Source organism: Janthinobacterium sp. HH104 (genome assembly GCF_001758715.1).
Classification (GTDB): domain Bacteria; phylum Pseudomonadota; class Gammaproteobacteria; order Burkholderiales; family Burkholderiaceae_D; genus Janthinobacterium; species Janthinobacterium aestuarii.
Genome location: NZ_LRIB01000048.1, coordinates 123,433 through 143,887 on the forward strand (window position 1 = coordinate 123,433; position 20,455 = coordinate 143,887).

Below are 20,455 nucleotides of genomic sequence, written 5' to 3' on the forward strand. Positions count from 1 at the left end.
AAAGAAGCATGAAAAACAACAACTACCGGAGGAGACATGAATTTCGCAAGTTTTTATCAACGCTCGATCGACACGCCAGACGCTTTCTGGCGCGAGGAAGCGGACAAGATCGACTGGCATACCCCGTTTTCGCAAGTGCTCGATTATTCCCGGCCGCCGTTCGCCAAATGGTTCGTCGGCGGCACGACGAATTTGTGCCACAACGCCGTTGACCGCTGGGTGGCTAGCCAGGGCGATGCCGCCGCGCTGATCGCCATTTCCACGGAAACGAACACGGAGCGCACCTACAGCTTTCGCGAGTTGCAGCGCGAAGTGGAGCGCTGCGCCGCCATGTTGCTGTCGCTGGGCGTGGTCAAGGGCGACCGCGTATTGATCTACATGCCGATGATCGCCGAGGCGGCGTTTGCCATGCTCGCTTGCGCCCGTATCGGCGCCGTGCATTCCGTGGTCTTCGGCGGTTTTGCCGCCAACAGCCTGGCCAGCCGCATCGACGATGCGCAGCCAAAATTGGTGTTTTCCGCCGATGCCGGTTCGCGCAATGGCAAGGCGATCGCCTACAAGCCACTGCTCGACGAAGCCATCCGCATCGCCGCGCACAAGCCGCAACAGGTGCTGCTGGTCGACCGCCATCTCGTGCCGATGGAACTGACGCCGGGCCGCGACGTCGATTACGCGGCCTTGCGCGAGCAGCATCTGGACGCGCAGGTGCCCGTCACCTGGCTCGAATCGAACGAGGCCTCGTATGTGCTCTACACCTCGGGCACGACGGGCAAACCGAAGGGCGTGCAGCGCGACGTGGGCGGTTATGCGGTGGCGCTGGCATCGTCGATGCAGTACAACTTCTGCGGCAAGCCAGGCGAAACCTTCTTTGCCACGTCGGATATCGGCTGGGTGGTGGGCCATTCCTACATCGTGTATGGCCCGCTGATCGCCGGCATGGCCACCATCCTGTACGAGGGCTTGCCCGTCTGTCCCGATGCGGGCATCTGGTGGAGCATCGTCGAGAAATACAGGGTCACGCGCATGTTCTCGGCGCCGACGGCCATCCGCGTACTGCGCAAGCACCCGGTGGAGCTGATGCGCAAGCACGACCTGTCGTCATTGAAAGCGCTGTACCTTGCGGGCGAGCCGCTCGATGAAACCACGTCGCAATGGATCGCCGATGAACTGAAAGTGGACATCATCGATAACTACTGGCAGACGGAGACGGGCTGGCCGATCCTCTCGGTGGCGAAAGGCGTGGCCGACACGCCGACGCGCCTGGGCAGCCCGGGCCTGGCCATGTACGGCTACCAGGTCAAGCTGCTCAACGAAGCGACGGGCGAGGAGTGCGGCGCCAACGAGAAGGGCGTGCTGGTGCTGGAAGGCCCGCTGCCGCCGGGCTGCATGCAGACCGTGTACGGCGACGATGCGCGCTTTGTCGACACCTACTGGTCCACTTTCAGCGGCCGGCAAGTGTATTCCACCTTCGACTGGGGCGTGCGCGATGCGGACGGCTATTATTTCATTTTGGGCCGTACGGACGACGTGATCAACGTGGCCGGCCACCGCCTGGGCACGCGTGAAATCGAGGAAAGCATCACCAGCCATCCGAACGTATCGGAAGTGGCCGTCGTGGGCGTGGAAGACAAGCTCAAAGGCCAGGTGGCGATGGCCTTCGTGATCCTGAAGGACCCGCAAGGCTTCGACAGCGTGGAAGCGAAAGCGGTGCTGGAACGCGAAGTGATGGCCGTCGTCGACCGCCAGCTGGGCGCCGTGGCGCGGCCTGCGCGCGTGCTGTTCGTGGCGCAGCTGCCGAAGACGCGCTCGGGCAAATTGCTGCGCCGCTCGATTCAGGCCATCTGCGAAGGACGCAGCCCGGGCGATCTGACGTCGATGGATGACCCGGCATCGCTGCAGCAGATCCAGACAGCGCTGGCATAAGCGCCACGATGAAAGCGAAGTTTATCAATCGATAAATTTCGCTTTCAAATCCGGTCGCTTTCCTTGCGCACGACCCGGCCCACGATCAGGCATTCATTGCCGCGGCACAGCTTGCGGTGGTATTTGCGCTGATCGGGGTTGTCCGACGTCAGCCACCATTCGCCGATATCGCGCGCCATGCGCTTGACCACCGGTTCGCCTTCATAATTGATGGCAAACACGATGCCGTCGGCCGGCCGGTTGTCGGCCGTATTGATGATCACCACGTCGTCCTCGTACAGGGCCGGCTCCATGCTCTCGCCCTTGACCTTGATCGCCACCAGTTTTTCAGGGTGGTAGCCATTGCGCTCGACCCAGCTGCGCGGCACGCTGATGGTACTGCCATCGTGCGTTTCCGGTTCGATGGCAAAGCCCGTGATGCCAGCCGACAGCCGCAGTTTCACCTTGCGGATCGGGTAAAAACGCGCATCCTCGCCATCTTCCACCACCACGGGCTGCGCGCCGGCCAGCGCGCGCGCGGCCATGGCCGCCTGGTCGGGCGCCGCGCCCTGGTCGAAGTACATGCTATCGAGCTGCAGATCCGCTTCCAGCTTGCGCGCGATCTTTTCGCTGAACGCGCGTCCCTCGCGGTAGGTGGGCGAGAGGATTTGCGAGATGCGCGCCTCGCTCCAGCCGCTGACGTCGGAAATCTTCTTGCGCGTGTTGTCGTAGTGCTCGCGGATCAGGGCCAGCAGGCGGTCGCGTCTGTATTGATACATATTCATCTCCACATTAAACCTGAAATTTACCGTTTGATAAATTACCAAATGCTTGACTTTAACATTAGCGATTGATAAAGTCCACTTGTTGCCTGTCGCAAACGCACTACAGCGTCTGCCGGTTGGCGACACCATGGGAGGTCAGGCAGATGTTGAACAGCAGTCAGTTGGTTGAAAGCAGGCCGGCGCCGCGGCAGGGGCGCCAGTTACAGGGACGCAGCAAGAAGTCGCAGCTGCACATTGCCCGCATCGCGCAGTACATCCGCGAGCAGGGCCAGGCCAGCGCGGCACAGTTGTCCGCCTTGCTGGGACTCGATGCGGGCACCATGAGCCGCTATCTGCGCCACATGTGCGGCATGGGGCAGATCCATCTGGCGCAGCGCCATTGCACGGAGCCGGGACGCCAGCGGCCCGCCCTGTACGCCCTGGGCGAGCAGGATGACGAGGTTGACGGCTGGGCCGAGCTGCCGCCGCAAGTGCGTCGCACGGCCAGCTGGGCACGCGGCACGGCGCGCCGCGATCCGCTGGTGGCGGCGCTGTTTGGCCCGGCAAGTAACAACGATTAGTATCAACGAGGAACGAGGAGATATCATGGGATTCGCAGAAAAATTCATCGCATCGCTGTCGTCGCAAAACCTGCGCGACGATGCCGTCCACCACGACCTGGACGTGATCGCGGCGGCCGCGCTGGCCGGCGACATGGGCGCCTTGCTGTGCCGCGTCAAATACGCGGACGGCACCGTCAGCCGCCTGTTCGAAGGCAATGCGGGCAACCTGGCGCAGCTGCTGCGTGCCTGGACGGCCGCCGTGACGCAGAAGGGCCGCGCGCGGCGCTGGGTCAAGGCGCAGACGGCCTGGGATGCGCAGGCCGCCAATACCTTGTACCGCCGCGTGGCCGAAGCGTCGCTCGCGCATTGGCTCGACAGCAAATGCAAGGTGTGCCACGGCACGGGCGTTGTCGCCGCCATGCAGGCCGGCGCGCCTGTCGTTTGCAAGGCGTGCCACGGTGGGGGCGAAGCGGCCATCAGCTGCTCCGGCGGCTTTGAGCTTGAACGCATCAAGGACATGGTCAGCGAACTGGAAGGCATCTTCCAGTCGCACGGCGCCCGCGCCATGCGCCGTCTCGGTCACTGAAATTTTTTTTGCAATATGCCTGGCACTGAAAAAAACGCCCCTACAATAGAGTCTCGATCACGCAGCAACAGAAACACAGGCAATACCGCAGTACACCACATGCTTCTCCACTCGTAATAGACGCGCTTTCGGCGCGACACCGATAGGGGAAATCAGCGCAGCGAACGGCCTTCATGGCCCCTTCGCCCAACATCCATCTGGCATGCCCCCATGCCATCCGGACGCCAGCCCGCCGCCTTACCGCGCGCGGGCTTTTTCGTTTTATCTCCCATTTTTCAGTTTCTCCCACAAGACCGCCCCGGCGGTTTTCATCCCACGAAAGGTATTACTTATGGCACTGACAGCAAACGGCATCGACAGCGTGATCGTAATCAGCAAACAAAGCGCCGAAGGCAGCAAGGCCGCCGCCGGCGGCGGCCAGATTTATCCCCGCGTGACGGCCACCTTCGACACGGAAGCGGACAAATACGCGAGCGCCGAAATCGACGCCAGCCAGCAGCAGGGCGATACCCGCCTGGGCAACTTCCGCACCACGGGCGCCATCAAGGCCGAAGCTGCGTGCGGCACGTATGCGCCGCTGATGGCCGCGCTGCTGCGCCGCGACTTCACGGCGGGCGGCGTGGCTGCCGCGCAAACGACCATCGCCGCTGCAGCCTCCGGCCTGACGCGCAGCGCCGGTTCCTGGCTGGCGGAAGGTTTCCGCGCCGGCAGCGTCGTGCGCATCACCGGCATGACGGCACCGGCGGCCGCCAACAACGCGAAGAATTTCTTCGTCACGTCGGTGACGGCCACCAACCTGAATGGTCAGTTCATGGACGGTTCGGCCATGATCGTCAAGGCGGCCGGCGACTCGGTCGGCGTGGCGGCCGTGGGCAAGCGCAGCTTCACCCCGTTGACCGGCCATACCACGGACTGGTTTACGGCCGAAGTGCAGGACCCGAACATCGGCGTGCACCGCAGCTTCGTCGACCAATTGGTCAGCAAGATGGATATCGCCGTGCAGCCGAACGGCATCACCAGCCTGGACTTCACCCTGATGGGCAAGTCGGAAGGCCCGACCACGGCCGTGCCCCATTTCGCCACGCCGCTGGCCGCGCCGGGCACGGGCAAATTCTCGGGCGCCACGGCCATGCTTTCGGTGAACGGCATCCCGTCGCAGATTTGCACCGGCATGTCCGTCTCGCTCGACGGCCAGGTCAAGGTCGACCCGGTGATCGGCTCGAAGTACGCCACGGCAGCCTCGCGCGGCAAGGTGATGGGTTCGGGCCAGTTCACGGTGCTGCTGCAGGACGCCACCTACCTCGACTACTTCAAGTCCGAGACGGAAATCCCGCTGGCCTACGCCATGGCGTCGGGCACGGCGCCGGCAGCCGACGTGCTGGCGCTGGCCATGGGCCGCATCAAGATCACCTCGGCCAAGATCGACGACGGCGAGAAAAACAAGATCGTCACCTGCGCCTTCGACGTCCTGCGCTACAAGGGCACGGACGCGCAGCACGAAGCGACCACCCTGACCATCCAGGACAGCGCGCTGTAAGCAGTCAGCGCCTGCACCGGGGCCGCCGCGATGGCGGCCTTTTTTTATATTTTTCTACTTCATCCAGAAAGCATCACACATGAACAACGCGCAAAAAATCCAGGCAGGTTTCGACATCGGCAATATCCACGCGGTGGCCACGCCCGTCACCTTCGACGTGCCCGTCATCTTCGATGCGGACGGTGAAGCGGTGGCCGGCCTGACCATCGTCGGCAAGAACAGCGAACAATACCGCGTGGCCAACAACGCCGTGCGCGCCGAAGGCTACAAGAAATCGGCGCGCCGCAAGACGGCCATCGACGCGTCCACCGACGAAGGCGCGGAACTGCTGGTGCAAGCCATCGACGGCAACCAGAAACGCCTGGCACTGGCCGTGGTCACGGGCTGGTACGGCTTCACCAGCAACGGTGCACCCGTGCCGCTCGATCCGGCATTGCTGGAAGCGGCCTTTGAAAAGTACCCGACCTGGCAGGAAAAAGTGACCACCGCGCTGGAAAACGAGTCGAATTTTTTGAAACTCTGACGGCCAGCCTGCTGCGCTACGCCGGGCACCAGTTCGAGCGCGGCACACGGGCGGCCGATGGCCATGCCAAGGGCGAGCACATCGATGCCGCCAGGCGGCATCCCCTGTACCGCGCGCCGCCCGAGGAGGCGACGCCACCCATGCCGTTCGAGCTGGCCCACGTGTGGGAATGGTTCGCACAATTGAACCGCAAGCGGCAGAACGGCATGGCCGTCAACCCTATCGCCAGCACGGAAATCCTCGCCTGGCAGGCGCGCCACGCCATCGCCATCGAACCGTTCGAGCACCAGCTGCTCGACCAGCTCGACGCGCTGTTCCTGTCGCATCAGCATGCGGCGGGCTGACCCGCATTTTCCAACCTGGCCGCCATGCGCGGCCTTTTTTATGGGCCAAACATGCCAGAGATAACTGAGTTAAAGATTGCCGTTAATGCTGCAGAGATAAAGGCGGGGACGCAGGCGGTGAATGACCTGGCTACCGCCAGTAAAAAAACAGGCGATCAAGTCGAGGAAGCCAGTACCAAGTTTCGCAACTTCGAACCACGGGTACGCGCGCAGGCCGAAGCGGCTCGCATGGCGACCGATGTGAACATTGCCATGGGCAAGGGCGGCAGCGATGCCGCGGACGGGCTGCTCAAGGCGCTGGAGGCGGTCGATGGCTTTGCCAAAGCCTCGGCCAAGATTGGCGAAGGCAGCTTGAACGCCGACATTGGACAGATCAAGGATGGCCTGGGCGAGATGGCCAATGCCACCGGCTTGACGGAACTGGCCATGAAGCGCCTGGGAGCGGGGCCGTTGCTGGTGCTGCAGATGGCGGCCGACGTTGCGGCGTTCGTGGCCGAGGCCTTTGTGCAGGGTCAGCTGGAATCGGACAAGTTTTCCCGTGCCCTGGAATTGACCGGGAATGCCGCCGGCATCACTGAAGGCCAGTTCAACACCATGGTGGCGTCGGTTTCTGATGCCAGTCAGGGCGGCCTGGGCGATACCCGCGTGGTCTTGCAGACCCTGGTGGAAACGGGCCAGTTCACCAGCGAAGCGCTCAATTCCGTGGGCGCTGCCGCTGTCACCATGGCGCAAATGAATGGCCAATCTGCTGGCGCCGTGGCAGCCGACTTTGCGACGATGGCCGACGGCGTCACCAACTGGGTCGATACGCACGATAAAAATTACAACATCCTGACGGGCGCCCAGTACGCGCACATCGCCGCCCTGGAAAAGGAAGGCAAGACGCAAGAGGCCATGGTCATGGCGAGTGATTTGATCAATGCAGGCCTGCAAAAACGCGCTGAAAAGCTCAGCATGATCGGTACCTTGCTGCAAGGCAGCAAGAATCTCTGGTCCAGTTTCATGGATGGCATGCGTTCTATCGGACGCGAAGAGACGCCGGAAGACGAGATCGAAAAAATCAAGAAACGCACGGCCGACGTGCGCCGCACTGGCCAGCTGGTTCCCGGTACGCACCCGGCGGCGCGATTGACCGGCGTCCAGATGGAACAGTTTGAGCAGGAGCAGGCCAAGGCGTTGGCAGTGGCGATGAACAAGCAGACGCAGCTGGAAGCAAAGGCGAAGGCCGACCAGGCGGAATCGAAACGCAATGCCGACTCCAAGCAGGCCGTCAAGGAGCTGGGCGAGCTGCAGAAGCGCTATGTCACCAAGGCGGAGCGCGAGGTCGCGGAAATCAAGCAGCTCGAGGAAACCTTGGCCAGCGCCAGAGCCGGCGGTGTTGCCGTCTCTCCTGAAAAGGAGAAAGAGCTGCGTCAGAAAGTGCACGCTTCGTTTGCCGGACCGGCCAGGACTGCCGCACCTGCCAGGGCCCCCGCGACTCCAGCGGCAGGTTCCGACTCCCGCGACGCGGTGCTGGCAGGTCAGTTGCAGGCGATTCAAAGCGCGTTGCGCATCAAGACTGAGGGTTACGACCAGCAGGCCAAGCTCGACGAAGCGCGCCGCAAGGGCGGCGCCTTGAGCGAGGATGAGTTTTTTGCGAACCGCCGCGTGGCGATACGCGCGCGTGGCGCCGCCGAGGTGGCCGCCTACCAGCAGCAAGCCGAGGTATTAAAAGGTTTTCAGGCGAAGACGGCGCAGGGCCAGCAGGAAAGGGACAACAAGATTGCCGAAGCAGGCGCGGCGGAGCTGCGCGTGCAGCAACAGGTCAGCGCCGATCTGGCGCAACTGGAGGAAACGGCAGGCCAGGAGAAGAAAGCGGCAGCGAAGAAACGCGAAGAGGAGGCCGCGGCAAAGGAGACCAAGAAGCGTGCCGACAACAAGGCGGCGGACGAAAAAACGTGGAAAGAATCGGTTGATGGCGCCAAGGCCATGGGCGATGCGCTAGAAAAAGCGTTTGGCAAGGCAGGGGCGGCGGTAGGCAAAATGGGCGCGGCTTTTGCAGATTATCAAAAGGCCCAGCGTGATGTTCAACGGACCCTGAGCGAAGGGCTCACGGACGCCAAGGACGACAAGCCCAAACAAGAAGCTGCGCATGCCAAAGCCCGCGAGGATGGCGCGCAGGCGCAGATCAAGGGCTACCGCGACATGGCTGGTGCCGCCAAGGGCTTCTTCAAGGAAAACAGCACGGGTTACAAGCTGATGGAAGGGGCCGAAAAAGCTTTCCGCGCTGTGGAAATGGCCGGCCAATTGCAAAAATTGGCCACCAGCCTGTTTGTATCGAGCTCGTCTGCTGCGGGCGTGCTCGTCGGGCAGGCCACAGAGACGGGGGCAGTGATGGCCGGCCAGACCGCGCAGAATGCAGCCAAGGTACCCGGTGTGTTCATGTCCTTCATGAGCTCCATGGGACCGTGGGGCTATGCGGCAGCGGCAGCGGCGATTGCCGCCGTGCTGGGCGGCGCCTTCAGCGGCGGTGGTGGCGGCGCCGACACGACGGCCAAAGACCGCCAGGCCGCCAACGGCACCGGCACGGTGCTTGGGGATTCATCCGCGAAATCGGCGTCGATCGCAAACAGCCTGGAAATCATGGAGAAAAACTCCGGCCTGGGCCTCGCGTATTCCTCGTCGATGGTGGTCTCGCTCAAGCAGATCGTCTCGGGCATCGGTGGCTTGGGCAGCTTGCTGGTGCGTTCGGACATCCTGACGTCCGCGCTGGGCACCAAAGGCAGTTCCAGCGGCGGCGTCATTGGCAATGTCGTCAGCAGCATCTTTGGCGGCAAGACCACGGTGCAGGATGTGGGCATCGTAACCAACTCGTCGAGCCTGGGCGACCTTGATACTAAGCGCTTCAACGTGAATTCGTATGTCGATCTCAAGAAGTCCGGCGGCTGGTTTTCCAGCGACAAGAAGTCCACGAATCTCACGGCCATGGGGACGGAAACGAATGACCAGTTTACGAAAATCGTGCTTGGTCTGCGCACGAGTATCGTCTCTGCGGCCGACTTGCTGGGTGTCGGCGGCGATGCCTTCACCGCGCGCTTGAATTCCTTCGTCGTCAGCCTGGGCAAGATCAGCCTGAAGGACTTGAAGGGTGAGGAAGTGCAAAAGGCCCTGGAAGCGGCCTTTTCGAAGCTGGGCGACGACATGGCGAAGTTCGGTGTTGGGGGGCTGGAAAAATACCAGGCCGTGGGCGAGGGCTATCTGGAAACCTTGGCGCGTGTGGCCAACAACTACATGCAGGTGTCGGATGTGCTGACCGTGCTGGGCAAGTCGTTCAACAGCTCCGGTCTTTCTGCCGTGGCGCTGAGCGAAAGCCTGATTCAGGCGGCGGGCGACCTCGATACCCTGACCAGCGGCACCAGCTTCTTCGTGCAGAATTTCCTGACCGAGGCCGAGCAGATGGACCCCGTCACCAAGTCGGTGCGTAGCGCCATGGCGGCGCTGGGGCAGTCCGGCGTGACGACTAGCGAGCAATTCAAGGCGCTGGTGCTGGCGCAGGACTTGAACACGGTGGCCGGCCAGAACATGTATGTGCAGCTGCTTGCCATCGCCGAACCGTTCAAGAAGGCGGCCGATTATGCGGCCGACCTCACCGGCGCCACCGGTGAACTGGCCGAAGTGAGCAAGACGGCCAGCGACATCGCCAGCGAACGCAAGGACATGCAGCAGCAGTTGAACGAACTGACGAAAACAGAAGCGCAGTTGCTGGCTGCCCAGCGCGCCGGCGTCGCCGATGCCAATCGCGGATTGTTCGACCAGATCCAGGCCGTCAAAGCGGTGACCAGCGCGAAGGATGCGCTGGCCGAGGCTTATGAAACCGAATCGGCGGCGGCCAAGTCGGCGCTGGAGAAGTCGAAATCGTGGGTGACGACCTTGAACGGCCTGAATTCCAGCATGGCGCTAGGTGCACAGTCGACGCTGACGCCGGAGCAAAAATATGCCGAAGCGCGGGCGCAGTTCGAGAAAACCCTGGCTGCCGCGAATGCGGGCGATACGACGGCGCAATCGGGGCTGTCTGCCGCCGAACAGGCGTTTCTGACGGCATCGCAAGTGGTCAACGCCTCCGACGCCCGTTATGCGGCCGACTATGCCCGCGTGGTGGAAGCGAACAAGGAAGCGTTGAAATGGGCAGCCGCGCAGGTCGACGTACAGCAGGCCAGCCTGGATGCGCTCAATGCCCAGGTGTCGGGTTTGATCACCATTAACGACAGCGTGCTGACGGTGGCGCAGGCCATCGCCGGTCTGCGGGCGGCGATGGGCGGTGCGGCTGACCTGGGCGTGCAACTTGGTAATCCTCCCGTGGTCGCAGCACTGGCCGCGATGACTTCTCCCGTGATAGCGGCGGTCTTCGACCCCGTGCGCTACTCGTCGGCCGCGAACGTCGGCTCCGACGTACTGGTGGCTGAAATCCGCGGCCTGCGTGAGGACAACCAGGCCATGCGCATGGAGTTGGAAGGCTTGCGTGCCGACCAGCGGGCGCAAACGGGCGCCACCATCCAGGCCACCTTTGAATCGAACGCCAACGCCGCCAGGACGGTGGTCGATGGCGTGGACAAATCGTCCCGGGCATCCGCCTGGGCCAATGCAGTGAAAGGAGAATACGCATGACCGATGCGCAATTTCAGGAATGGCTGCAAAGCCCGTCGGCAATCCGCATGGTGCTGATCGAGGCGCAAGTGAATGTGGGAGGCAGCGAGGTGACGCGGTATATCGCTTCGCGGCCCTATGTCACCGGGCCGCGCGAAGTACCGGCCAATACCGCGTACCGGCCGCTGGCCAAGGGCGGCCTGGCCTTCACGGAACAGGTCAGCCTATCCGGCGAGGCGGGCCTGTCGGGCGGCGATATCGAACTCGATAACGCCGATGGCGCGCTCGATGGCTGGCTGGACGACGTCTGGATGAACCGGCCGGTCAAGGCCTGGGCCGGCGATCCTTCCTGGCTGCGTGCCGACTTCCAGCTGGTCTTCGACGGCATCATCGCCGACGTGGCCAGTGCAGGACGCGAGTCGGTCAACCTGGTCCTGCGCGACAAGTTGCAGCGTTTGAATACGCCGATCTCCGAAGCCAAGCTGGGTGGCACGACGCCGAACAAGGACGCCATCTTGCCGATTCCGTTCGGCGAGTGCCACAACGTGGCGCCCTTGCTGACCAATCCGGTCACTCTGGAATACGGTTTTCTCGGCGCGGTCGAATCGACATTCGAAGTGCGCACCAACGGCAAGCCGATCGCCGTGGCCTTGAATGACCAGGCGGGCCGCTTCAACCTGACCACCGACCCGTTTTCCACCACGATCACGGCCAGCGTGCAGGGCGACAAAGGTGGCGGCTATGCGCCGCGCATCGCGCCGCTGGTGCAGCGCATCGCCACCGCCTACGGCAAGACGGCCGACCGTTTTACGCTGGCGGACCTGGACTTGGAGAACCTGGCCGCCTTCGATGCGGTTCACCCGCAGCCGGTGGGGCTGTACGTTGCGGACCGCACGAACCAGGCGCAGGCCATCCAGCAGCTGGCGGCCAGCGTGGGCGGCCAGGCGATCATGTCGCGCACCGGCCAGCTGCGCCTGGTGCAGATCGCCTTGCCTGCCGCCGGCGTGCCGCTGGCGATCGGACCGGAGCAGATGCGCGAACGCTCGCTGCGTCCCGCGCAGCGCCTGCCGGTGACTGCCGCCGTGAAGATCGGCTTCGACCGGAACTACACGCTGCAGGCTGGCCTGACGACCAGCATTCCGCCCGCGCATGCGGATTTGTACGCCACGGAATGGCTGACGGAGACAGTCGTCGACACGGCGGTGCGTGCGCGCTACCGCCTCTCCGACGATCCGGTGCAGGTCGATACCTGCCTGAAAACGCGGGCCGACGCCCGCGCGGAAGCGCTGCGGCGCCTGGCCCTGAACAAGGTGCCGCGCACCATTTATGAATTCGATGGAGAACCCGAGATGATGATGCTGGAACTGGGACAGCCCGTACAACTGCGCGCTGAACGCTTTGGCTTGCAGGACGGTGTGCCGGGCGTTGTGGTGCTGCTGTCGCGCTTCTGGCTGACGGGCAGAGTGACGGTGGGGGTGCTGGTATGAGCGCGATTGTGGGGGAACGCGACAGGCTGATCATGGATACCGTGCCGCGCTTCGCGCCGGCCAACGACCGCGTGCTGCTGCTGGCTGCTACGGCGCAGGCGTTCAAGGTGGCCGCCACCACGCTTGCCGCGCCGGCAAGCATCGACTTTACGGCAGGCTTGGTGAATATGCAGGGGCAGGTGGCGTTTTCTGCCAGTAACGCCAGCGTGCTGACGCGCGTCGGCAACGTGGCCACGCTGGCGTATGCCGGCATGGTGGGCGACAGCGTGACGGTCACGGCCACGATCGTGGTCGATAGCCTCACTTACACGGCCAGCCAGACAGTCAGCAAGGTTTTTGATGGCCTGACGGGCAATTCTTCGCGCGTCGCCTACAGCAAGACAGGCCTGTTGTCGCTGGGGAGCACGCCGGCGACCATCAGCTCGCAGGGCGATGCATCCTTTCCGCCAATTAACACCTGGGGGGCCGGCACGGTGTGGGAAGGTTCGCCACAGGCATTCGGTGCCGGAGAATCGCTGTACCGGTCCGATGGAATTTTTAATCCGGCCAGTGGCACTACCAAGTGGGCGGCGCCGTATTTGAATGCACTCAAGGTGGGGCAGCTGAGCGCAATCAGTGCCGACCTTGGCAAGGTCACGGCGGGCGACATTTACAGCGCGACAGTGCACGGCGGTACTGGCTATCCCAGCAGTGCCTATGCATGGCCAAGCAACGGCGGTAGCGGTTTCCACTTGAGCGAGAGCGGATTGCTGTTTGGTAATCCTGCACTGGGAAAGTATATGCAGATCGATGCGGCAGGCAATATCTATGCGCCTGGCTTTTCCATCGTCAATGGCCACGCAGTTTTCAGCGGCAATCTGGACAGTGTCAAGGGTACGTTCTCGGGAGAGTTGATAGCGGCAAAGGGCAGCTTTTCTGGTGTCCTCGATGCCGCCAAGGGAAAATTTTCCGGTGAGTTGGACGCTGTGAAAGGTACATTTTCTGGCGACCTTTCATCTGCGCGTGTATCCGTTGGCACTGCCTCCGCTGCAACGGCATTTTTCGAGCCCGGTTACCCATCGATTTCCCTGCAGTCGTCCGCATCCGGGGTATTTGTTGAGACTTCAAGTCTCAATTCCGCAGCTGTATTTACCAATCTGGAAGTACTGTTCAAACACAACGCTCCAGGGTGGCCTGCCGCGCTCCGCATCCGCTCTGGCAGCGTATTTTTTTCAATCGTTTGTACGGCGGTGGTCGACGACCAACTGAGCATTTGGTATCGCATGAATGGCGGGAACTGGCGCTGGTTGAGCGGAGTCCAGGAGCGGCAGGACGGCGATGCCCCTGCCGCAACGGTCTACGGACTTACCTTGAACATCAACGTGGGTGACACCGTCCAGTTCGGAGTTTCCGGCACCAATGCTGACCTTGGCGCAGCGAATATGGGCAAGCTTTATGTTAAACAATGTCAGGCGATTGTGATCGCAAGGAATTTTTAATGGAAACAATCGTAATCAACAGTGATGGCACTCAGACTAACGAACGCACAGGAAAGACGTTGCCACCCCGGCCTGGCGCGCATCACATTTACGACGCTGGTGCCGACTTGTGGATAGACACCAAAACGTTGGAGGGCACCAGGATATCTACCTGGGCACGCATCAAGCTGGCACGCGAGGCAGCCGAGCTTTCTGATTTTACATGCGCCGGATTGCGGTACCAGGCCGACAAGGCACGCATCACAGGTGCAGCGCACATGGCTTTGTTGGCACAAGTGGCAGGCCTGCCATATAGCATTGATTGGACGTTATCCGATAACACGACGGTGGCGCTTGATGCCGCCGGCATGATCGCTGTTGGTGCCGCATTGGTCGCACAGGTCTCGGGTGCGTTCGTTATTGCCCGTGGCTTGCGCGAACTGATTGCAACGGCGGAGACCATCGGACAGCTTGAGGCTATTGTTTGGCCAGTAGAGGTAGTGAAATGAACAATTTGCGCATCATCCACGACAATGTCGGCGACCGCGCGGCCTTGAGCGCATCCAGCCAGGCCGGAACCTTGGGACCCGCCAACTTACAGCGCGAAGACAAGTCCTCGGTGCTCCGTTCAGTTGGCACTCAGTTGAGCATTACGGCGGCCTGGCCAACGCCGGAGATCATCGGCGGCGTGGCCCTGCCATTTTGCAACCTGACGCCGACGGCGGCGATTCGCGTTCGCGGCTACGTCGAGCCAGGGGACGCCGTGCCCGATTTTGATACCGGCACCATGCCGGCGTGCGAGTACGCGCGCCTGGGCATGTGGAACTGGGGGGCGCTGCCGCTGGGGGTCAATGCCTTCAGCTATGGTGGTACAACCTACGGCCGATGCTGGTTTCAAATGCGCAGTGTCAAGAAACTGGTAATCGACCTGGTCGATCTTGACAACCCTGCCGGCTACATCGAGGTTGCGCGCCTGGTGGCCGGCGCCTGGTGGAGTCCCGAGCAGAACGCATCTTACGGCGCCGGCGTCACGCCAGGCGATACCAGCAACCAATACCGCAATGGCGCCGGCGAGCAGAAGGTCGAGCGCGGTGCGTTGTACCGAAAACTGTCGATTTCGCTTGGCCACATGACGCCACTGGACCGGGCCGAGCTGTGGCGCATCGTGCGCGGGAATGGCCTGTCGCACCCGCTACTCGTCAGCCTGTTTCCAGACAGCGAAGACGTCGAGCTCGAGCAGACTCATCAGGTGTATGGGCGTCTGGCCAACCTGGCTGCCATCACCACGCCGTATTACCAAACATATGCCACCACCATTGAAGTCGAGGAGCTGTAATGACTGATGTTTTTAAATATGGCCAACAGGATCTGATCTATCAGCTCAACCAGTTGGCCAAGGCGAAGGATATCGTCGATATCCCGCATAATTCCGCGGTGGCGGCCGCGAGTGCTGCTGCCTCTGCAGCTGCAGCGGCTGCGGCTGCGGAGTCGGACGGCACTGCCGCCACCGCTGCGTCAAAGGCTGCGGCTGCGCTCAAATCGCTCGATGCGCGCTATCTCGGCGCTAAGACGCTGCCGCCGGACGTTGACAATAATGGCGATGCGCTGCTGGCCGGCGCGACCTACTGGGACACCGTGCTGAACAGCGGCTGCCTGCGCGTATTCCAGGCTGGCACCTGGGTAACGATTCCAGCCAACTTGGCGTCGCAGATAAGCAGCACGCCGGCGGGCGGGATCGTTGCGACGGACGTGCAGGCGGCGCTGGCCGAATTGGATGCCAAAAAAGCGGCTCGCGCGATGACGCTGGCTGGCTATGGCATTACTGACGCCCTGCCGGGCTCATATGTGCCGACCTGGGGCAGCATTACTGGTAAACCACAGTTTGCGGCGGTGGCCACGTCAGGCAGCAAGGCCGATGTTGGCCTGGATAGCGTGGACAATACAAGCGACGCGAGTAAGCCAGTCAGCACGGCCACCGCCAGCGCTTTAGCAGGCAAGGCTTCACTTTCAGGCGCTACATTTACAGGGGCTGTCAACGGCATAACAAAGACGATGGTGGGAATGGGCAGCGTGGACAACACCAGCGATACCGCTAAACCTGTGAGTACCCTGCAACAGGCCGCCCTCAACTCCAAGGTGAATATAGCAAATCCGACCACCACTGGCACTTGGTCCCATACCGGCGGGCCGCTATCGTTGAGTTCAGGCGCCTCTGCCTGGGGGGTATTCAGATCTGACATTGTCGGGAACTCCTACATGGCCTTTATAAAAGGGGGCAGCTCATTGCAAATCGGATATCTCGGCTCAGATGGGGGGGCATTGGTAATTGGAGGCACCGGTGAAAATTTTGTGCTCCGCGGCACGAGCCATTTGATTTTAGCATCGGACGGCGGGGTAGTTCGCCCGCGCGTTGACGACGCACACAATCTTGGCTTATCCAATTATCGCTGGAGGAACTCCTATTTTTCGGTCGCTCCAACCATCACATCAGACGCACGTGAAAAAGATATGTTTCGTGCGCTCGAAGCCGTAGAGATTGCTGCGGCCGCCGACATCGCACGGGCGATTAGAGTATATCGCTGGAAAACCGCAATAGCGATAAAGGGTGGCGGCGCCCGCGAACATATCGGGCCGACCGTCCAGGCCGCGATAAAGATCATGGAATCTCACGGCCTCGACCCGTTCAATTACGGATTCATCTGCTACGACTCGTGGAAGGGTGAAACCATCGAGCATGCAGCCATAGAGGCGACAGACGACAGGGAAATGCAGGCAGCATGGACAGAAACGATTCCCGCCAGCGACCGCTACGCATTTCGCTATGACGAGTTGAATCAATTTATCGCGGCAGGATTGGAGGCCCGCCAGACCGTGATCGAAGCCCGGCTCGCTGCTCTAGAAAGCGCAGTTCCGTAATTCCACGTCGTTGACTTACAGAAATTAAGCCGCCTCCGGGCGGCTTTTTCATTTCCAATCGCTTTCACAAATACTGTCTCACCTTCCCTAGAAATGAGACAGCCATGCTTGGACTGTCGGCATCAGATATTCCTCCGCAGCTACAAACTCACACCCACCACCTGAAAGGCAACCATGGCCCTCGAAACCACCGCCGCCGGCGGCGCATTGATCAAACTGTTTGGCGTGCCGGTGCTGGCCGGCGCCGCCGCCACGTCGCTGGGCTTCATGTTCATGTGGCCCCGATCCACCAAGGAGGCATTTATTCGTTTTTGTTCCAGCATCATCATTTCCACCTTTCTCGGCCCCGTATTGGTGGCCGCCGTGCTGTCGTGGTGGCCCAGCCTGTTCGACAGCGCGAAGACCGTGGCGGGTTTGTATGGCGGCGACCCGTCCACGGGGTTTTTGTTCATCGCCGCCCCAGTGATGGTGGCGGCCGGCTTGCCTGCCTGGTGGGTGTTGGGCGCCTGCGTGCGCTGGTTCGACAAGCGTCGCGGCAAGGATATTGGCGAACTGGCAGCCGATGCGGCCGCTGCCGTCAAGGATGTGCGGGGCATGCTGTGACAGGCGCCCAATTGATGCAGATCATGCCGCTGGCCGGTCGCCGCGCTACGCTGTTCCTGGCGCCCTTGAATGCGGCGATGGCCGAGTTCAGCATCGATACGCCGCTGCGTCGGGCGTCGTTCCTGGCGCAGGTGGGTCACGAATCGGGACAGTTGCGCTATGTGCGCGAACTGGCCAGCGGCGCGGCCTATGAAGGACGCGCGGACCTGGGCAATGTGATCGCCGGCGATGGTGTGCGTTTCAAGGGGCGCGGCTTGCTGCAGGTGACGGGGCGCGCCAACTATGCGGCGTGCGGTGTGGCGTTGGGCCTGGATTTGCTGGCGGCGCCGCAACTGCTGGAGCAGACGTTTTTCGCTTGCCGCTCGGCGGGCTGGTTCTGGCAATCGCGCGGCTTGAACCGCCTGGCCGACGCGGATGACCAGGAACGGGTGACGCGCCGAATCAACGGCGGCGTGAATGGTCTGGCTGAGCGTCTGGCCTTGTACCAGGCAGCGCGCAAGGTGCTGGCATGAAGCCGTCGTTGAGCATTGTGGCCATGCTGCTGTTGCTGGGGGCAGCCGTGTTTTGCGCCCAGCGCTGGGGCCGCGAAACGGGCCGTGCCGCGTGCGCGGCGCAAGTGCTTGAGGTGCAAGCCGTGTTGCGTCGCCAGAACCAGGCCCTGAATGCGATGCGGGAGGAGGGTGTGCGCCGGTCGGCGCGGGTAGGGCAGGCGCTGGCCACGGCGCAGGCCGGGCAGGCAGATGCGCAAGCGGCTGCGGCCCGCATCCTGGCGCTGCAGCCCGAAGGCGACGCCTGCCGTGCCGCAGAGGCGCTGATCGCCAGCGAAATGCCATGAGGCCGCCGCGTGAAGGTGCCGGAAGGTATGCAGGCAGCCTCGCCAGCAGGCTAGCTACTTTATTACTGGCGAGCTTGTTGACCGGCTGCGCGGCATGGGCGCCGGCATCGACGCTGGAAGCTTGGCCCGTGAACGCGCCGTGCATCGCCACGCGCCCCGCCGCGCCCGTCTTGCCGGCGGTGCCATCGCACGGTATCTTCGAGCAAGTGCAAGCCTTGCTGGCGCGCGAGCAATTGCGTGCCGCCCATGTACGCCAATTGGAATCGCTGCTCGATGCTTGTGGCGGCGGCTAAGCGGTTAGCAAAGGCTAACAACGCCTGGCAATGCGTAAAATGCCTGGCAACTAACAAAACTGTTTCAGGAGGAAGGAGGGCTTGGCACCGCTGCTGGCTGGCCCAAGAAGCGCAGCTGCACAAGGTGCGGAGCCGCCGAGATAGTGAGCATCGCAGGCCGCAAATCAGGACGCGCAGCAGGTATTGACAGGCATTCCAAGCAGCAGTTCACCAGCGGTCTGCCAGTGCCGCCGCCTTTGCCGCCTTCTGGTGCAGGTGCGCGGGGCGGCATGCGAGAAAACGGTGCATCCACGGTCAAATTGACCAATCCCTGGTGATTTTTGCCACAATTTCTGTATACAATCCACCTGGCACGAAGCATGCATGGCTATCTTGGTCGTCCCATCCAAGGGGCTTCGCATGCATCAGCCGTCACCGTCGTGTTCCTGCCGTCCCGTTTCTGTCTTGCTTTTCCCTTTCACCTGCGCCCATCCGGGCCGCGGTAACCCAGGAAGTGGAGCGTAAATGGCCTCTCCCCGTCTGAAATCCATCCACCGCAGCGTGCCCGGCAGTACGCCTGCCGCGCCATCGCCCGTCGATGAAATCCTGCCAGCTGGCAAACTGTTTACATTGGGCTTGCAGCACGTGCTCGTCATGTATGCGGGTGCCATCGCCGTGCCGCTGATCGTCGGGCGCGCCCTCAAGCTGCCGCCCGAGCAGGTGGCGGCGCTGATCAGTGCCGACCTGTTCTGCTGCGGCCTCGTGACCCTGATCCAGTCCCTGGGAATAGGCAAGCATTTCGGCATCCGCTTGCCCGTCATGATGGGGGTGACCTTTGCCGCCGTCGGTCCCATGCTGGCCATGGCGAACAATCCGGCCCTGGGCATCACCGGCATCTTTGGCGCCGTGATCGGCGCCGGCGTCGTCTCGATGCTGATTGCGCCCTTCATCAGCCGATTGCTGGCCCTGTTTCCGCCCGTGGTCACCGGCAGCATCATCGCCGTGATCGGCGTGTCACTGATGCGCGTGGGCGTGAACTGGGCCATGGGCGGGCCGCCCGCCATGGCGCAAATCGCCGATCCGGCCTTCGTCAAGATGGCCGCTGCCGCCACGGCGGCCGGCTTGCCTGCGCCAGCCGGTCCCGTGCCCATGATCGCCAACCCCGGTTACGGTGCGCTGGACAACATGGGCATCGCCTTCTTCGTGCTGGCCGTCATCTTGTTGGTGGCTAAGTATGGCCGCGGTTTCCTGTCGAATATCGCCGTGTTGATCGGTATCATCGCCGGCACGGCCCTGTCGTTTGCGCTGGGCAAGGCCGATTTCGCCAAGGTGGCCAGCGCCAAGGCTTTTGCCGTCGTCACGCCATTCCAGTTCGGCATGCCGACTTTTGACGTGGTTGCCATCATCACCATGAGCCTGGTGATGATCGTCGTCATGATAGAGTCCCTGGGCATGTTCCTGGCCTTGGGCGACATGACGGGCAAGCGCATCGAGCAGGCAGACATCAGCCGCGGCTTGCGTGTCGATGGCCTGGGCACTTTGATTGGCGGCATCTTCAATACTTTCCCGTACACCTCGTTTTCGCAAAACGTGGGCCTGGTAGGCGTGACGGGCGTGCGCAGCCGCTGGGTGTGCGTGGCGGCTGGCATCATCCTGCTCATCATGGGCGTGATCCCGAAGGTCGCGCAGACGGCCGAAGCCGTGCCGGCGTTCGTGCTGGGCGGGGCAGGGCTGGTAATGTTCGGCATGGTTGCCGCTACCGGCATCCGCATTCTGGCTGGCGTCGACTACAAGAGCAACCGCAACAACCTGTTCATCGTGGCCCTGGCTATCGGTTTCGGCATGCTGCCGTTGGTGGCGGAACAGTACGCGCAGCACATGCCCAAGGCCCTGTCGCCGCTGCTGCACAGCGGCATCCTGCTGGCCGCCATCGTTGCCGTGCTACTCAATCTGTTCTTCAACGGGTTGGCATCGCAGGAAACGGCGCAGGAGCAGGCGCGCGAGAATAGCCATGGCAGCGATTGATACGCCACCCTGTGCCTT

At 62.3% G+C, this 20,455-nt stretch carries 18 protein-coding genes; 17 read left to right on the forward strand and 1 reads right to left on the reverse strand.

What is annotated here, in order from left to right:
- Nucleotides 1-36 precede the first annotated feature (36 nt).
- Nucleotides 37-1,923, forward strand: a complete 1,887-nt coding sequence (locus JAB6_RS22935; protein WP_070304767.1) for a propionate--CoA ligase — start codon at nucleotides 37-39, stop codon at nucleotides 1,921-1,923.
- Between the two features lie 44 nt (nucleotides 1,924-1,967).
- Here JAB6_RS22935 and JAB6_RS22940 read toward each other — a convergent pair whose 3' ends face one another.
- Nucleotides 1,968-2,681, reverse strand: coding sequence for a S24 family peptidase (locus tag JAB6_RS22940; protein ID WP_070304769.1), 714 nt, complete (start codon nucleotides 2,679-2,681; stop codon nucleotides 1,968-1,970).
- Nucleotides 2,682-2,830: 149 nt separating this feature from the next.
- Between JAB6_RS22940 and JAB6_RS22945 the strand changes: the two genes are divergently transcribed.
- The 16 genes from JAB6_RS22945 to JAB6_RS23020 all read left to right on the forward strand — a co-directional run bounded on the left by JAB6_RS22945 (nucleotide 2,831) and on the right by JAB6_RS23020 (nucleotide 20,437).
- Entirely contained in the window at nucleotides 2,831-3,247 is a 417-nt protein-coding gene (locus JAB6_RS22945) for a FeoC-like transcriptional regulator (RefSeq protein ID WP_070304771.1), read from the forward strand.
- A gap of 25 nt (nucleotides 3,248-3,272) precedes the next feature.
- Complete coding sequence (locus JAB6_RS22950; RefSeq protein WP_034751879.1) at nucleotides 3,273-3,815, forward strand: zinc finger-like domain-containing protein; 543 nt, start codon at nucleotides 3,273-3,275, stop codon at nucleotides 3,813-3,815.
- A gap of 331 nt (nucleotides 3,816-4,146) precedes the next feature.
- Nucleotides 4,147-5,352 carry a phage tail tube protein gene (locus tag JAB6_RS22955; protein ID WP_034751877.1) on the forward strand — a complete coding sequence of 402 codons (1,206 nt, stop codon included), beginning with the start codon at nucleotides 4,147-4,149 and terminating at the stop codon, nucleotides 5,350-5,352.
- 79 nt (nucleotides 5,353-5,431) lie between these two features.
- Complete coding sequence (locus JAB6_RS22960; protein ID WP_070304773.1) at nucleotides 5,432-5,875, forward strand: hypothetical protein; 444 nt, start codon at nucleotides 5,432-5,434, stop codon at nucleotides 5,873-5,875.
- A gap of 140 nt (nucleotides 5,876-6,015) precedes the next feature.
- Nucleotides 6,016-6,219 (forward strand): hypothetical protein, encoded by a 204-nt coding sequence (locus JAB6_RS22965; protein WP_051991236.1) that lies wholly within the window; start codon nucleotides 6,016-6,018, stop codon nucleotides 6,217-6,219.
- A gap of 228 nt (nucleotides 6,220-6,447) precedes the next feature.
- Nucleotides 6,448-10,863 carry a phage tail length tape measure family protein gene (locus tag JAB6_RS22970; protein ID WP_175444601.1) on the forward strand — a complete coding sequence of 1,472 codons (4,416 nt, stop codon included), beginning with the start codon at nucleotides 6,448-6,450 and terminating at the stop codon, nucleotides 10,861-10,863.
- Nucleotides 10,860-12,329 carry a hypothetical protein gene (locus tag JAB6_RS22975; RefSeq protein ID WP_070304776.1) on the forward strand — a complete coding sequence of 490 codons (1,470 nt, stop codon included), beginning with the start codon at nucleotides 10,860-10,862 and terminating at the stop codon, nucleotides 12,327-12,329. Before JAB6_RS22970 ends, JAB6_RS22975 begins: the two co-directional genes overlap by 4 nt.
- Entirely contained in the window at nucleotides 12,326-13,807 is a 1,482-nt protein-coding gene (locus tag JAB6_RS29125) for a hypothetical protein (RefSeq protein WP_070304777.1), read from the forward strand. The genes JAB6_RS22975 and JAB6_RS29125 overlap by 4 nt, the downstream gene beginning before the upstream one ends.
- Nucleotides 13,807-14,295 carry a DUF4376 domain-containing protein gene (locus tag JAB6_RS22985; RefSeq protein WP_070304779.1) on the forward strand — a complete coding sequence of 163 codons (489 nt, stop codon included), beginning with the start codon at nucleotides 13,807-13,809 and terminating at the stop codon, nucleotides 14,293-14,295. The genes JAB6_RS29125 and JAB6_RS22985 overlap by 1 nt, the downstream gene beginning before the upstream one ends.
- Nucleotides 14,292-15,122 carry a hypothetical protein gene (locus tag JAB6_RS22990; RefSeq protein ID WP_070304781.1) on the forward strand — a complete coding sequence of 277 codons (831 nt, stop codon included), beginning with the start codon at nucleotides 14,292-14,294 and terminating at the stop codon, nucleotides 15,120-15,122. The genes JAB6_RS22985 and JAB6_RS22990 overlap by 4 nt, the downstream gene beginning before the upstream one ends.
- Nucleotides 15,122-16,702, forward strand: a complete 1,581-nt coding sequence (locus tag JAB6_RS22995) for a tail fiber domain-containing protein (RefSeq protein WP_070304783.1) — start codon at nucleotides 15,122-15,124, stop codon at nucleotides 16,700-16,702. The genes JAB6_RS22990 and JAB6_RS22995 overlap by 1 nt, the downstream gene beginning before the upstream one ends.
- Nucleotides 16,703-16,876: 174 nt before the next feature.
- Entirely contained in the window at nucleotides 16,877-17,305 is a 429-nt protein-coding gene (locus JAB6_RS23000; RefSeq protein ID WP_070304785.1) for a hypothetical protein, read from the forward strand.
- Nucleotides 17,306-17,319: 14 nt separating this feature from the next.
- Nucleotides 17,320-17,817: a glycoside hydrolase family 19 protein gene (locus JAB6_RS23005; protein ID WP_070304787.1), complete on the forward strand. Its 498-nt coding sequence runs from the start codon at nucleotides 17,320-17,322 to the stop codon at nucleotides 17,815-17,817.
- Nucleotides 17,814-18,140 (forward strand): hypothetical protein, encoded by a 327-nt coding sequence (locus JAB6_RS23010; RefSeq protein WP_070304789.1) that lies wholly within the window; start codon nucleotides 17,814-17,816, stop codon nucleotides 18,138-18,140. The genes JAB6_RS23005 and JAB6_RS23010 overlap by 4 nt, the downstream gene beginning before the upstream one ends.
- Before the next feature lie 128 nt (nucleotides 18,141-18,268).
- Nucleotides 18,269-18,433, forward strand: a complete 165-nt coding sequence (locus JAB6_RS29440; RefSeq protein ID WP_175444602.1) for a hypothetical protein — start codon at nucleotides 18,269-18,271, stop codon at nucleotides 18,431-18,433.
- Between the two features lie 504 nt (nucleotides 18,434-18,937).
- Entirely contained in the window at nucleotides 18,938-20,437 is a 1,500-nt protein-coding gene (locus tag JAB6_RS23020) for a nucleobase:cation symporter-2 family protein (protein ID WP_254671754.1), read from the forward strand.
- The last annotated feature ends 18 nt before the right edge of the window (nucleotides 20,438-20,455 follow it).

What these genes read in the sequence shown, in the direction of transcription:
- JAB6_RS22935 (WP_070304767.1), top strand. Translation starts at nt 37, where the DNA reads ATGAATTTCGCAAGTTTTTATCAACGCTCGATCGACACGCCAGACGCT.
- JAB6_RS22940 (WP_070304769.1), bottom strand. Translation starts at nt 2,681, where the DNA reads ATGTATCAATACAGACGCGACCGCCTGCTGGCCCTGATCCGCGAGCAC.
- JAB6_RS22945 (WP_070304771.1), top strand. Translation starts at nt 2,831, where the DNA reads ATGTTGAACAGCAGTCAGTTGGTTGAAAGCAGGCCGGCGCCGCGGCAG.
- JAB6_RS22950 (WP_034751879.1), top strand. Translation starts at nt 3,273, where the DNA reads ATGGGATTCGCAGAAAAATTCATCGCATCGCTGTCGTCGCAAAACCTG.
- JAB6_RS22955 (WP_034751877.1), top strand. Translation starts at nt 4,147, where the DNA reads ATGGCACTGACAGCAAACGGCATCGACAGCGTGATCGTAATCAGCAAA.
- JAB6_RS22960 (WP_070304773.1), top strand. Translation starts at nt 5,432, where the DNA reads ATGAACAACGCGCAAAAAATCCAGGCAGGTTTCGACATCGGCAATATC.
- JAB6_RS22965 (WP_051991236.1), top strand. Translation starts at nt 6,016, where the DNA reads ATGCCGTTCGAGCTGGCCCACGTGTGGGAATGGTTCGCACAATTGAAC.
- JAB6_RS22970 (WP_175444601.1), top strand. Translation starts at nt 6,448, where the DNA reads ATGGCGACCGATGTGAACATTGCCATGGGCAAGGGCGGCAGCGATGCC.
- JAB6_RS22975 (WP_070304776.1), top strand. Translation starts at nt 10,860, where the DNA reads ATGACCGATGCGCAATTTCAGGAATGGCTGCAAAGCCCGTCGGCAATC.
- JAB6_RS29125 (WP_070304777.1), top strand. Translation starts at nt 12,326, where the DNA reads ATGAGCGCGATTGTGGGGGAACGCGACAGGCTGATCATGGATACCGTG.
- JAB6_RS22985 (WP_070304779.1), top strand. Translation starts at nt 13,807, where the DNA reads ATGGAAACAATCGTAATCAACAGTGATGGCACTCAGACTAACGAACGC.
- JAB6_RS22990 (WP_070304781.1), top strand. Translation starts at nt 14,292, where the DNA reads ATGAACAATTTGCGCATCATCCACGACAATGTCGGCGACCGCGCGGCC.
- JAB6_RS22995 (WP_070304783.1), top strand. Translation starts at nt 15,122, where the DNA reads ATGACTGATGTTTTTAAATATGGCCAACAGGATCTGATCTATCAGCTC.
- JAB6_RS23000 (WP_070304785.1), top strand. Translation starts at nt 16,877, where the DNA reads ATGGCCCTCGAAACCACCGCCGCCGGCGGCGCATTGATCAAACTGTTT.
- JAB6_RS23005 (WP_070304787.1), top strand. Translation starts at nt 17,320, where the DNA reads ATGCAGATCATGCCGCTGGCCGGTCGCCGCGCTACGCTGTTCCTGGCG.
- JAB6_RS23010 (WP_070304789.1), top strand. Translation starts at nt 17,814, where the DNA reads ATGAAGCCGTCGTTGAGCATTGTGGCCATGCTGCTGTTGCTGGGGGCA.
- JAB6_RS23020 (WP_254671754.1), top strand. Translation starts at nt 18,938, where the DNA reads ATGGCCTCTCCCCGTCTGAAATCCATCCACCGCAGCGTGCCCGGCAGT.